The organism is Microbacterium sp. LRZ72 (assembly GCF_033792225.1).
In the GTDB taxonomy this organism is placed as follows: Bacteria; Actinomycetota; Actinomycetes; order Actinomycetales; family Microbacteriaceae; genus Microbacterium.
This window is the reverse complement of sequence record NZ_JANGEX010000008.1, coordinates 128,038-139,667: the sequence shown is the minus strand read 5'-3', so window position 1 is coordinate 139,667 and position 11,630 is coordinate 128,038. Positions and strand designations below refer to the sequence as shown.

The 11,630-nt window shown below is 69.3% G+C and carries 13 protein-coding genes and 1 pseudogene; 6 read left to right on the top strand and 8 right to left on the bottom strand.

What is annotated here, in order from left to right:
• Nucleotides 1-92 precede the first annotated feature (92 nt).
• Together M4I32_RS10475 and M4I32_RS10470 are read right to left on the bottom strand one after the other, a co-directional pair.
• Nucleotides 93-341: an OST-HTH/LOTUS domain-containing protein gene (locus M4I32_RS10475; protein ID WP_319034442.1), complete on the bottom strand. Its 249-nt coding sequence runs from the start codon at nt 339-341 to the stop codon at nt 93-95.
• A gap of 108 nt (nt 342-449) precedes the next feature.
• Nucleotides 450-763: pseudogene (locus M4I32_RS10470) on the bottom strand (NYN domain-containing protein); the annotation flags it as partial.
• 95 nt (nt 764-858) lie between these two features.
• Between M4I32_RS10470 and M4I32_RS10465 the strand changes: the two are divergent.
• Both M4I32_RS10465 and M4I32_RS10460 read left to right on the top strand, forming a co-directional pair.
• Nucleotides 859-1,080, top strand: a complete 222-nt coding sequence (locus M4I32_RS10465; RefSeq protein ID WP_319034440.1) for a ribbon-helix-helix domain-containing protein — start codon at nt 859-861, stop codon at nt 1,078-1,080.
• Nucleotides 1,077-1,445 (top strand): type II toxin-antitoxin system PemK/MazF family toxin, encoded by a 369-nt coding sequence (locus M4I32_RS10460; RefSeq protein ID WP_319034439.1) that lies wholly within the window; start codon nt 1,077-1,079, stop codon nt 1,443-1,445. The genes M4I32_RS10465 and M4I32_RS10460 overlap by 4 nt, the downstream gene beginning before the upstream one ends.
• A 104-nt stretch (nt 1,446-1,549) precedes the next feature.
• On the opposite strand, the gene M4I32_RS10455 is transcribed toward M4I32_RS10460, so the two are convergent.
• The gene (locus M4I32_RS10455) at nt 1,550-2,164 is read right to left on the bottom strand and encodes an HNH endonuclease family protein (protein ID WP_319034438.1); all 615 of its coding nucleotides are present in this window, start codon (nt 2,162-2,164) and stop codon (nt 1,550-1,552) included.
• Nucleotides 2,165-2,775: 611 nt separating this feature from the next.
• Here M4I32_RS10455 and M4I32_RS10450 point away from each other — a divergent pair.
• Nucleotides 2,776-4,122, top strand: a complete 1,347-nt coding sequence (locus M4I32_RS10450; RefSeq protein WP_319034437.1) for a thermonuclease family protein — start codon at nt 2,776-2,778, stop codon at nt 4,120-4,122.
• Nucleotides 4,123-4,347: 225 nt separating this feature from the next.
• Here the strand turns inward: M4I32_RS10450 and gnd are convergent, their stop codons facing one another.
• The gene (gene gnd, locus M4I32_RS10445; protein ID WP_319034436.1) at nt 4,348-5,400 is read right to left on the bottom strand and encodes a phosphogluconate dehydrogenase (NAD(+)-dependent, decarboxylating); all 1,053 of its coding nucleotides are present in this window, start codon (nt 5,398-5,400) and stop codon (nt 4,348-4,350) included.
• Between the two features lie 180 nt (nt 5,401-5,580).
• Between gnd and M4I32_RS10440 the strand changes: the two genes are divergently transcribed.
• Nucleotides 5,581-5,853: a hypothetical protein gene (locus M4I32_RS10440; protein WP_319034435.1), complete on the top strand. Its 273-nt coding sequence runs from the start codon at nt 5,581-5,583 to the stop codon at nt 5,851-5,853.
• A gap of 5 nt (nt 5,854-5,858) precedes the next feature.
• Here M4I32_RS10440 and M4I32_RS10435 read toward each other — a convergent pair whose 3' ends face one another.
• From M4I32_RS10435 to M4I32_RS10425, 3 genes are read right to left on the bottom strand one after another with little or no spacing between them, the layout of a single operon-like run.
• The gene (locus tag M4I32_RS10435; RefSeq protein WP_319034434.1) at nt 5,859-6,710 is read right to left on the bottom strand and encodes a DUF1295 domain-containing protein; all 852 of its coding nucleotides are present in this window, start codon (nt 6,708-6,710) and stop codon (nt 5,859-5,861) included.
• Nucleotides 6,711-6,735: 25 nt separating this feature from the next.
• On the bottom strand, nt 6,736-8,448 hold the full coding sequence (locus tag M4I32_RS10430) for an ABC1 kinase family protein (RefSeq protein WP_319034433.1): 1,713 nt from the start codon (nt 8,446-8,448) through the stop codon (nt 6,736-6,738).
• A gap of 38 nt (nt 8,449-8,486) precedes the next feature.
• On the bottom strand, nt 8,487-9,050 hold the full coding sequence (locus tag M4I32_RS10425) for a PadR family transcriptional regulator (RefSeq protein WP_319034432.1): 564 nt from the start codon (nt 9,048-9,050) through the stop codon (nt 8,487-8,489).
• A gap of 267 nt (nt 9,051-9,317) precedes the next feature.
• Here M4I32_RS10425 and M4I32_RS10420 point away from each other — a divergent pair, with 267 nt between their 5' ends.
• A complete protein-coding gene (locus tag M4I32_RS10420; protein ID WP_319034431.1) occupies nt 9,318-9,776 on the top strand; it encodes an SRPBCC family protein in 459 nt (152 codons plus the stop codon).
• A gap of 24 nt (nt 9,777-9,800) precedes the next feature.
• On the opposite strand, the gene M4I32_RS10415 is transcribed toward M4I32_RS10420, so the two are convergent.
• Nucleotides 9,801-10,541, bottom strand: a complete 741-nt coding sequence (locus tag M4I32_RS10415; protein ID WP_319034430.1) for an alpha/beta hydrolase — start codon at nt 10,539-10,541, stop codon at nt 9,801-9,803.
• 55 nt (nt 10,542-10,596) lie between these two features.
• Here M4I32_RS10415 and M4I32_RS10410 point away from each other — a divergent pair, with 55 nt between their 5' ends.
• Complete coding sequence (locus tag M4I32_RS10410; RefSeq protein WP_319034429.1) at nt 10,597-11,532, top strand: AraC family transcriptional regulator; 936 nt, start codon at nt 10,597-10,599, stop codon at nt 11,530-11,532.
• The last annotated feature ends 98 nt before the right edge of the window (nt 11,533-11,630 follow it).

Here is an 11,630-nt window from a genome sequence, read left to right as displayed (position 1 = left end):
CAAACCGCGGTCACCCGCCTCCTCAGCTGCTGCCCCTACTGCCAACGCGCCGGACCCACCTAACCAAGTACTACTAGGTGCACGTCGCACCGTCAGCGCAAGCGCACGCGTCCCACGCCCGACCCGGTCTCGATCACGAAGATGTCCACGGCCTTCAACAGGTCGGTGAACTTGGCATACCCCCAGTTTCGCGAGTCGAAGTCCGGTTGCTGCTTTCGCACGAGTTGACCCGCGGTGCTCAGATTCGCCCACCCGTCTTCCGCTGATGCCGCATCGACGCTCGAGCGCAGAAGGGTGGCCAGTACGGCATCCTTCTGCAGGGTCGCAGCGGGAACCTTCACCCTCGTCGCCGCCGGCGCGTCGTCTGCTGCGGGGGATTCGAGGACGTCGACGTAGGTGAAGCGATCGCACGCATTCCGGAAGGACCCCGGCGTCTTTCGTTCGCCGAAACCGTAGACCGTGACTCCCTGCTCGCGGATCCGCGAAGCCAGGCGGGTGAAATGATGCAGAACCCGCGGAAACGTCCCGTGTAGAGCAGATCCATAGCATCGATGATCAGTGCGCTGTCGGTGGCGTTCTTGCCCGTCGTGTTGTCGAACTGCTGGATGGGCTGAATGACGTGCTCTCCCGCGGCGTCCTTCCACCCCCGAAGGTTCGGCTTGGCCCAGTCGTCGTACATGCGTTTCACGGACGCCACGCCGTACTGGGCGATCTCGTTGAGGATCGCGGGAATCCGGCTGGGAGCGACGTTGTTGGCACCCACCAGCACCGCGAGCAGATCATCGGGCTCAGTCACGCACTCAGAATGCCAGACACCGTTCGGTAGCAGAATGGATGCTACCTCGGTAGCATGACCGCATGCCTACTTCGAAGGTCAGCCTGAGCCTGAGCGACACGGATATCGCCTTCCTGGATGAAGAGGCGCGCTCGGGGGCCTACGCCAGCCGTTCCGCCGCCGTACAAGCCGCCGTGCGGCTGTTGCGGGAGAGCCGCTTGGCAGATGCCTACGCCGAAGCGTTCCGTGAGTGGGACGAGGACGGCTGGGACGCAGCATCCGTTCGCGACATCGATGTCGCGTGAGCGAGCATCGAGCGCTCATTCGGCGCGGCCACATCGTGCTGATCAACCTGGACCCTGCGGTCGGATCCGAGGCAGCGAAGACACGACCCGCGGTGGTGGTCAGCAACAACACCGCGAACCGCGCGGCGTCGTTGAATGACCGTGGCGTGATCACAGTGGTACCACTTACCTCGAACGTGCGCGTGGTCCACGAGTTCCAGGCGCTCCTCGTCGCATCGCAGACCGGCTTGCCGCGCGACTGCAAAGCCCAGGCTGAGCAAGTGCGCAGTGTGGCGGTGACCCGCGTCAGCGCGGTAGCGGGATGGGTCGACGGCGAACTGCTCGGCAACGTCGACGAAGCGCTACGAGTGCATCTGTCCCTCTGAGCGCTCACTCGACCTGACGGCCATCTGCCACGATCGAGGCGTAGGCCGCGCTGCAGCTACGTCGTTTTGCCTCCGAAGCACACTCCGCCGCGGGACTGCGCCGCTCACCCGCACCCCACCAGCACCCCCTCCAGCGCCCACCGGTCGGCATCGCCGATCCCGAGCTCCCACTCCGCGAGCACCGCGACCACGTCACGGGCGTAGTCGCAGCGCACGGCCTCGGCCGGCGGCATCCACTCGCTCGGACCCGAATCGCTCTTGGACTGGTTGACGCCGCCCGCCGTCGCCCGCAGGTTGTCGGGGTCGTTGGCGAAGGCGGTGCGCTGCTCGTCGGTCCAGAACTCCGCGCCGTGCCGCCATGCCCACGACAGGGCGACCATGTGGTCGATCTGCACGCGAGCCGACGTGTCGGGGCCCGAGACGAACTGCACGACCTCGCCCGTGTACGGGTCCTCGAGCGTGCCCGCGAGCACCTTGCACCCGCCGGTGTCGGCCTTGAAGACCGCGTCGTCGAGGTCGCGCCCCAGGATGTCGTTGCGCGTGTCGCACCCGTTGCGGTCCTGGTCGTACCAGGCCTGCCCGAACGACTCGCGGTAGTACCGCGCGATCGACTGGCCGTCCACCGTCTCGAGCTCGGCGAGCGCGTCGAGCGCGGCGGCCGCGTCGGGGGCGGTGCCGGGCGCGGGAGCGGATGCCGCGGGCTCGGCGGTCGGCGACACGCCCGGGTTCGGGTCAGATCCGTCCAGAGCGGCACCGCGACGAACCCCGCGGCCACGAGCGCCGCGATCAGCACCACGATGCCCTTCACCCGTGGCTGCCTGCGTCGCCGCCGCGCGCGCTGATACTTCGCCATGCTTCCGTCCGTCTCCCCCGGGCCCCTCACGAACGGTACCCGGTGCCGCCGACGTCGACGCACACCGCTCGGCGCGAGGCATCGACACGCCCACCCGCCCAGTCTCGCGTGCTCCGCTGTCACACATCGAGGGTCGGATGCCGCGGCACCAGCAATCTGCGACAGCCGAACCAATGCGCGACCAGCATCAGCGCCACCCACGTGCGCTCATCCGACGCACATTGCGGGTCCACCGCACGCACCCGCAAAGTGGGTCGGCCGAATGACGCGTCGCCGACCCCCGCGCCGAGTTCCGCCCTGCACCGTCGTGGCCGGCTCGAGTCCAATGACGCCACTGGCCCGCTGTAGCCTGGCTCTGGTCGTTCGGGGCGCTTCCGGCCGGTAGCAGCCTGGGGCAATCGACGACCAGGGGTGCGGGGAAGGGGCGAATTCGTGTCAAGGAACCGAACGCAGTCGCGCCTCGGCACCTACCTCACATTGCTCAGCGTCGGCAGCGTTGGCGTCATCGTCGCGCGTTACGCGCAGGCCCACTCTGACCGCCTCTCCGCCCCTCCGGCGCTTGGCGGCGGCCCGGTCGCTCAAGCGGCAACCACCGTAGCCGTCACAAGTCTCGGCCTGGTCATCCTGCTGTGGATTGTGCGTCGGGCTACGCGCCCCCGCGAGATGACACCCGCCGAGCACCGAACCTACTACCGGCAACTTGTCGCTCGCGGCATCCCGAAACCTGAACGCCTCTCGTGGACAGGCGAGGCCGTTCCCACGCGGCAACGAGCGAATCCGAGGCAGTGGTGGATCGCACGCACCTACCGCCACCGGCCACGCACCACGACAATCGTCGCAGGAGCTCTCATCGCCGTGATGGTCAGCGTTGTCAGTCTCGGAGTCGGCGCCACACCGAGCTACGCAGACGACGGCAGCGTCGTCGACGTCGTGGACGGCGACACCGTCGACATTCAGATCGGCGACACCGTCGAACGCGTACGTCTCTTGAACGTCGACGCGCCCGAGAACAACAAGGCGAGCAGGGTGTCAGAGTGTCTCGGCCCCGAAGCTACCGCCGAGATGGAGCGACTTCTTCCGGCAGGCAGCCGCGTCACGGTCATCTATGACGTCGAGCGTCGTGACAACTACGGGCGACTGCTCGCCGGCGTTGAGAACGCTGACGGCGAGCTCGTCAACGCTGAGCTGGCTCAGGCCGGCCTTGGCGGGCCGTTGGTGGTCGGCGCGAACTCGAGATTCCATGACCGTGTCCGGGATGCGTCGATCGCGGCGGAAAACGACAAGCGGGGCGCATTCGGAACGGACATCGCTTGTACGCCTGGATCGATAATTTCGACATACGAGAGCGAATCGACCTCGGCCGTCGCAGACTCGCTTCCGGAAGATTCCGCCGCCCTCGCCACGATCGCGGCGACGGCGCTGGCGGTCAGCGAGGCCGGCGACTCTGCCGTCGCCGATCTGGGTGAGTTCGACTGGCTCGGCCCCGATCGCATGACGCCGTACATCGAACGCGTCCGCGAAGCACAGCAGACGGCAGCCACACATGGTGATGTGGCCGAAGAGCGCCATGCCGAAGCGAAGGCAGACGAGGAGAGAGCGGCCGAGCGCGCCGCCGAAGAGGCCGCAGCGCAGGAGAAAGCCGCCCGGGAAGAAGCCGCCAGACAGGCAGAACGGGATTCCGCCCCGAGGAGCGGGGACTCCGACTCGAACAGCCGCAACTCTGGAGGCGGCGGAGGAAGTACCTATACCGGATGCCGCAACTACAACGGCACCGGAATGATCGATGACAAGGGTCGAAGCTTTCAGCCGATCCCCTGCTCATGATCACACCACCCGTGTGGACCGAGTGCCGCTGAGCGAGCGTTCTCGTTCACCTGTCACACATCGCGGGTCGGATGCCGCGGCACCAGCGGAATGCGACAGATGAACCAATGCGCGCGCAGCATCCACGCCGCCCTCGTGCGCTCATCCGACGCACTTTGCGGGTCCACCGTCCATGCACCCGCAAAGTGCGTCGGCTGAACGGCCCACGCGCTGCGGCGCCGAATATCACGCCTCCTGGTCGTGCTCCCCGGCCTCGAGCTCGGCGCCGGCGGGCAGCTCCTGGTGTCCGCCGAACTGCAGCCGCATGGCCGACAGCACCTGATTGGCGAAGTGATCGTCACCGCGCGAGGCGAACCGGTCGAACAGCGACGCCGCAAGCACCGGCACCGGCACGCCCGTATCGACGGCGGCCTTCACCGTCCAGCGCCCCTCCCCCGAGTCCGACACCCGGCCGGCAAGCCCGTTCAGCGCCGGGTTGTCCTGCAGCGCGGCGGCGGTCAGATCCAGCAGCCACGACGAGATCACCGACCCGCGCCGCCACAGCTCGGTGACCTTCGCCGTGTCGATGTCGAACTTGTAGAACTCGGGCTCCTCCAAGGGCGCGATCTCGGCCGAGTGCTCCGCCTCGCGCGACCCGGCATCGGCATTGTGCAGCACGTTCAGTCCCTCGGCGAGCGCCGCCATGATGCCGTACTCGATGCCGTTGTGCACCATCTTGACGAAGTGTCCCGCGCCGCTCGGCCCGCAGTGCAGGTACCCGAGTTCCTCGGGGGCGTAGTCGCCGGTGCGACCGGGCGTGCGCTCGATGTCGATGGCGCCGGGCGCGATCGTGCGCAGCAGCGGGTCGATGTGCGCGACGGCTTCGTCATCGCCGCCCACCATCAGGCAGTAGCCGCGCTCGCGCCCGAACACGCCGCCGCTCGTCCCCGCGTCGACATAGTGGATGCCGCGCTGCTTCAGCCCCGCCGATCGTCGCACGTCGTCGCGGTAGTTCGAGTTTCCCCCGTCGATGACGATGTCACCGGCCTCCAGCTCGGCCGAGACGTCGTCCGCGACCTGTCCCGTGAGTCCAGCCGGCACCATCAGCCACACCACCCGCGGCGCCTCGAGCTTCAGGGCGAGGTCGGCCAGGTCGGTCGCGGCGGTGGCACCCTCCTCGGCCAGCTCTGCGGCGGCATCCGCGTTCACGTCGTACACGACGCACTCGTGCCCGTCGGCCATGAGGCGGCGCACGATGTTCGCGCCCATCCGTCCCAGTCCCACCATTCCCAGCTGCATGCCTGCTCCTTCCGTGGGGCCGGGCGCGGCAGCGGTTCAGCGCACCGCCCGGCGGATCGCGTACACGGCGAGTCTAGGGATGCCGCAATTCGCGTCCCTATCCCTTCCCCCGTTCGAGATCAACCGGGTATCGTGCCCGCGGCATCCACCCCAGGCTGAAGGCAACGAAGGGAGACACACATGAGCAACGATTCCACGATCGACCCGAACGACAGGCCTGAAGAGAACGTCGAGCCGCTCGAGCGCGACGTCAGCGGGGTGCCCGACGAGGAGATCCCGGCCGTGGACGCGCACGCGATCGACCGCGACACTCCCGATTCCCAGGGTGACGACCCGGTCGAGGCGGACCTCGGCGACGAGGGCCAGGGCGACCTCGCCCCGGAGGACGACCCGGCAGGCGGCGCGTCACCGACGCGCGACGACGGCCCGACCGACCTGCGCACCGAGGAGTAGTCGGCTCAGACGGTGCGGGGCGCCTTCTCCCTCGCGGGCCGGCGCGGCGGCCACGGAACGAGCATCGATGTCGTCCGCTGATACTCGGCGTACGCGGGGTACTTCGACGACGAGATCGCCTCGGTGAACATCGTCGAGCCGATGAAGAGCAGGGTCAGCAGCGCCGCACCGGCGATCGTCCCGTTGAGCGCGCCACCCCAGAAGCCCACCCCTGATGCCACCGCCGCGGTCGCGCCGATCGCGTAGAACACCCACCACTGGGACTGCTCGAAGAAGAAGTTCGGATGCCGGCTGAGGCGGAACAGGCCTTCGGTGAAGAAGCCCTCGCCGAGCCGCCCGCCGGCGCGGGCCTTGGCGCGGTGGAAGTTCCACTGCTGCTGGTCGGCCACGGTCTCGCCGATCAACAGCGCGACGAAGAGGATCGCGAAGGCCGCATCCCACGCCGTGATCGGGGCGTCGTACCGCCAGGCGATCTGGGCGGGCAGCGTGATCAGCACGAGCAGCGCGTTCTGGTACAGCACGATGAAGAACAGGTTGAACAGCTGGAACTGCCACGGCTTCATCCGTGCGCGCAGCACGGCCCACCGGTAGTCCTCCATGCCGGTGTAGCCGCCCCTGCGGGCGAAGTTGAAGGTCAGGCGGGCGCCCCACGCGGTCACGAGCACCGCCATCATCACGAGGCGCGCCGCATCCCTGCCTTCGGCGAGCGCCGCGCCGGCAAAGATCCAGACGTACACGACCGGCACGATCGACCAGATCCGATCGACCCACGAGGTGTCCCTCGTCACGAGCGACAGCACCCAGCAGAGCACGCACGTGACGGCGGCGACGACAATGACGAGCGTCAGCGGTTCCACGGCGCCAGCCTAGTGACGCGGGCATCTATCGGTGGCCGGCGCGCGAGACCAATCCGGCGAAGACCGCGTGCAGCAGCGGCACCGCAGACGAAGCCATCAGCACCGACCCGAGCACGACGTCATCGAGCCGCAGCACCGCTCCCCCCACGAGCAGCCCCGCGAACAGGATGCCCGAGACCACGCGCCGCGCGGTGCGCTCGAGACGCGCGATGCGCCGGTCCAGCCGCGGCGTGTCGACGGCGACGGTCCCGTCGTCGACACGATTCAAGAACTCGTCGAAGCGACGCGGCAGCCGCGCGGCGATCCCGGCGACCGTCAGCGCCTCCGAGCCGAACGCCTGCACGACGTTGCCTCGCTCGTCGCGCAGCAGTCGGGCAGCGTACGGCTCCACCGAGTCCCACACGTTGTACGCCGGGTTGAGCCCGCTGCACACGCCCGAGGTCAGCGACATCGCGCGCACGATCAGGAGGAAGTTCTCGGGCAGCTGGAACGGCAGCGAACGCACGACGTCGCCGAACTCGATCGCGAAGTCGCGGAACTCCCGCGGATCCACCTGCGCCAGCTCCGCGAACCCCATGCCGCCGAACCGGGCGAACAGCTGGGTCATCGCCCGTTCGAGCTCGCCGGTGTCGGCCGAGGGCAGCAGCACCCCGACGTCGCGGATCGCCGCGACCAGGCCCTTCCCGTCCTGCGAGGCGACGGCGATCAGCACCTGCCGCAGGCCCCGGCGCAGGCCGGCGGGAACCTCGCCCATCATCCCGAAGTCGATGAAGGTGAAGCGCCACGCCGGGCCCCCGGCATCCGTCGCCTCATCCCGACCGTGACCCGGCAGGGGCGTGACGAACACGTTGCCCGGATGCGGGTCGGCGTGGAAGAACCCGTGCTCGAAAAGCTGTTCGAACATCACGGCCGCGAAGCGCGTCGCCACCTGCGCCGGGTCGATGCCGGCGGCCCGCAGCCCCTCGCGGTCGTTGATCTTGATCGCGGTGACGTCGGCGAGCGTCAGCACCCGCCGGGTCGACCGCTCCCACACCACGTCGGGCACCGCGACGCGGTCGTCGCCGGCGAAGTCCTCCGCGAAGCGCCCGGCGTTCGCCGCCTCGTGCAGGTAGTCGATCTCCTCCAGGCTCGTGTAGGCGAACTCCTCCACGAGGGCGGGCATGTCGACGCGGCTCGCGACCAGTCGCACCCGGCTGAGCCAGCGGCCCACCCGCCGCAGCGCGGCCAGGTCGACGTCGACGATCGCCTGGATGCCGGGGCGCTGCACCTTGACGACCACGGCATCCAGCCCGGTGTCCTGCGCGTCCATGGGCGCGAGTCGCGCGCGGTGCGCCTGACCGAGGGATGCCGCCGCCACCGGTGCCTGCTCGAACGAGGCGTAGGCGCGCTCGAGCGACATGCCCAGCTCGGCCTCGGCGACGGCGCGGATGCCCTCGAACGGCACGGGCGGCACCTCGTCCTGCAGACCCTCGAGCTCCTTGGTGATCTCGGGCGGCAGCACGTCGAGGCGCGACGACATGAACTGCCCGACCTTGATCATGAGCCCGCCGAGGTCGACGGCGAGCACGTGGAATTTGCGAGCGAAGCGCCGCATCCGCCGGCTGCGGGTGCGCTCGGCGAGCCGGGTCAGCCCGAATCGGGGCAGGAGAACCTCGTACCACCACGTCTGCAGCAGGTAGCGGCCCGCGAACCGCAGGATGCGCCGGTAGCGGGCACGCGTGTTCGGGGCGTCGGGCATCGTTTCTCCAGGATCCCGACGTACCGGCGGCACGCGGGTCAGTCTCGAGCGAGGATCGAGTAGAGCCTACGGCGCGCCTCTTCGAGCACGGTCACGGCCTCCTGCACCTGCTCCTTCGAGCCGGTGCGCGCGACCTCCGCAGCGGCCTGCGCCAGGTCGACGCCGGCCTTGGGCAGCGCGCCCATGGCCCGCGCCTGCTCGCGCATGCTGGGGGTCTCCCACGGCGCCGAACGGTCGGTGGCGGCATCCGCGTCGGCACGCCCCGCTTCGGTGAGCGCGTAGGTCTTGCGCCCATTGGCCTCTTCGGCGACGATGAGCCCCTCGTCGGCGAGCAGCTGCAGGGTCGGGTAGACCGAGCCGGGGCTCGGCTTCCACGAACCGCCGCTGCGCTCCTCGATCTCCTGGATGATCTGGTACCCGTGCATCGGCTTCTCGGCCAACAGGGTCAGCACGGCCGCGCGCACGTCGCCGCGGCCCATGCGCGGTGCGACGCGCTGCTCGAACGCGCCGCGAAGCTGATCCATCGCCTCCCAGATGCCGGCGCCGGGCTTGCCCATGCCGAATCCGCGACCGAATCCCTCATCTGTGAACGAACCGCCCATGGTGTCCTCCTTGTGGATGATGCTGGTGGATGCCGTCGGCGCGGGCGCGTCGGCGGTTCAGCGATAGTCAACGATATGTCGCTGACACGTCGGAGGGAAGGCCGACGGACCCCTTTCTGCGCTCCGGGTACACCGGGCACCCCGCCCCCCACAGCACTATGGCTGCACTTTTCTGCGGCGGCTGCGGCTATCGCCGCAGCCCGCGCCGAAAAGTGCAGCCGCGCCAGGTCGGAGGGCACCCGACATCACGGGTGCGAAGATCGACGGATGCCGTCCACCTTCACCCTCGTCACCCGCAGCAGCGCGAGCATCCAGGCCCTGTTCGACGCGTCGTTGAGCATCGACGCGCACGTGGATTCGCTGCGTCACACGGGAGAGAGGGCGATCGCGGGCGTGACTTCGGGGCAGATCGGGCTCGGCGAGACCGTCACGTGGCGTGCCCGGCACTTCGGCATCCGGTTCACGATGACGAGTGCGATCACGGCACTCGACCGTCCGCACCGCTTCGTCGATGCGCAGATCGCGGGACCGTTCCGTTCCTTCGAGCACGAGCACGTGTTCGGTCGCGACGGCGATGCGACGGTGATGACCGACACGCTCACGTTCGCGTCGCCGATTCTCGGCGCGATCGCCGAGCGCCTCGTGCTGGTGCCCTACCTGCGCCGGCTGATCCGCCGTCGGAACGAGCACCTCATGTCTACGGCAGAGCGGGGCGAGCGCGGCTGACGCGCCCCGCCCCACTCACACCGGTCAGGCTGCGCCGTGCGCCGCCCGCTCGATGATGTCCGCGACCGCCTCGGGCTGCGACAGGAACGGCGAGTGGCTCGTGTCCAGGCGCACCGGCGTCGACTCGGAGCGTGCCGCGAGCGCCTCCTGCGCCACCGGCGGGAAGATCGCGTCCTGCTCCGTGATGATGTAGGTGGTCGGCTTGTCGCGCCACGCGACCTGCGTCAGCTTCTCGTGGAACGCGCGCTCGGCCTGCGGCAGCAGACGGGCGGATGCGGCATCCGCCTGCTCGGCGGGCACGTCGGCGTAGAAGAGCTGCTGCGGCGGCTGCTCCTCGTCGCCGGCCGTCGCGAGCGGGCTGTCGATGTGCCACCAGTCCGGGGCGACCCCTCCGACCGAGTCGAACAGCGACTCGCCCTCGTCGAGCACGAACGCCGCGATGTACACGATGTGCGCCACGCGCGGGTCGAGCGCCGCCTGCGTGGTCGGCACTCCGCCGTACGAGTGGGCGACGACGACCACCGGTCCGTCGATCTCGGCGATCGCCGCGGCGACGGCATCCGCGTCGTCGGTCATCGTGAGCTCGGCCTTGTTCGGTGCGTGCACCGTGGGCAGGTCGACTGCCCGCACGGTCCAGCCGCGATCCGTGAGGATGCTCGAGAGGGGCTCCCAGCACCAGGATCCGTGCCATGCACCGTGGACGAGAAGAAGCGTCGGCTGCGTCATCTGCATACCTTTCGGGTTGAACGTCGTCGTTTCAGCCACGAAGATAGTCGTCACCCGAAGAGCCGACAGTGGCGTGCGGCGAGAAACCATGGCGATGAGCGCAACCCTGACCCTGCAAGGCACCACCCGCGGGCTTCCCGTGGGCCGCGACTACGACCACTTCTGCGAGTCGATCTCCGACGTGTACGTCGGCGTGCGGCCCCGGCGACCCCGCGACGCTCGGTTCTCAGCCGACTTCGCGCTGCACACCGTGGAGCAGTTCTCGCTCGGGATCATCGACACCCCCGGCGCTTCGGCCGACCGCGACCGTGCCTCCCTGCGCGATGTGGCCGACGACGCGTTCTTCCTCAACCACAGCCCGGGCGCGTGGGGCCTCGAGCAGCGGGGAGCCACCTGGTCCTCGTCCGCGGGAGGCGTGCTGCTGCTCGACAACGGCGCGCCGTTCACCGTGCACGCCGATGCACGCCGGCGGCTGCGTCTGACCTCGCTGCGCATCCCCCGCGAGATGCTCGGCGACCGCACCCCGGACCAGCTCGACACGCTCAACGACCGCCTGTCGGGGTCACCCTTCGGGGCTCAGATCGGCGCTCAGGCCGCGCTTCTCACCGAGGCCGTCCGCGATGGGATGCCGCGGGCGGCCCACGCGATGGCGCTCGCCATCGTCGAGATGCTGGATGCCGTGGCCGCATCCGCCCCGCTCTCCTCGCTGCCACAGTCGGACCGGGCCGCATCCATTCGTTCGTATGCGGCCGGCCGCCTGGCGGACCCGACCCTCGACCTCGCTTCCGTCGCCCGCGCCTTCCGGTGCTCGACACGCACGGTTCAGGCGGCCTTCGCCCAGGACGGCGCGACGTTCTCGGCCTGGCTGCGCGCGCTGCGTCTGGACCGGGCCCGCGACGCCCTCCGCTCCCCCACGCACGCGACCCGGTCGATCGCGCGGATCGCGGAGGATCACGGTTTCGCCGATGTCGGCACGTTCCATCGCGCCTACCACGCGCGGTTCGGCACGACCCCGGGCTCCGACCGCTGAGGCGCGCCCCGGCATCCGGCGCCCCTCCCCTCCCGTGAGGCTGAAGGCATTCTCGTGGCGGCTGCACTCATTCTCGTTGCGGCTGCACTTTTCGGCGG

Coding starts and splice junctions, on each gene's coding strand:
- M4I32_RS10465 (WP_319034440.1), top strand. CDS start 859: ATGCCTACTTCGAAGGTCAGCCTGAGCCTGAGCGACACGGATATCGCC.
- gnd (WP_319034436.1), bottom strand. CDS start 5,400: ATGCAGCTGGGAATGGTGGGACTGGGACGGATGGGCGCGAACATCGTG.
- M4I32_RS10440 (WP_319034435.1), top strand. CDS start 5,581: ATGAGCAACGATTCCACGATCGACCCGAACGACAGGCCTGAAGAGAAC.
- M4I32_RS10430 (WP_319034433.1), bottom strand. CDS start 8,448: ATGCCCGACGCCCCGAACACGCGTGCCCGCTACCGGCGCATCCTGCGG.
- M4I32_RS10425 (WP_319034432.1), bottom strand. CDS start 9,050: ATGGGCGGTTCGTTCACAGATGAGGGATTCGGTCGCGGATTCGGCATG.
- M4I32_RS10420 (WP_319034431.1), top strand. CDS start 9,318: ATGCCGTCCACCTTCACCCTCGTCACCCGCAGCAGCGCGAGCATCCAG.
- M4I32_RS10410 (WP_319034429.1), top strand. CDS start 10,597: ATGAGCGCAACCCTGACCCTGCAAGGCACCACCCGCGGGCTTCCCGTG.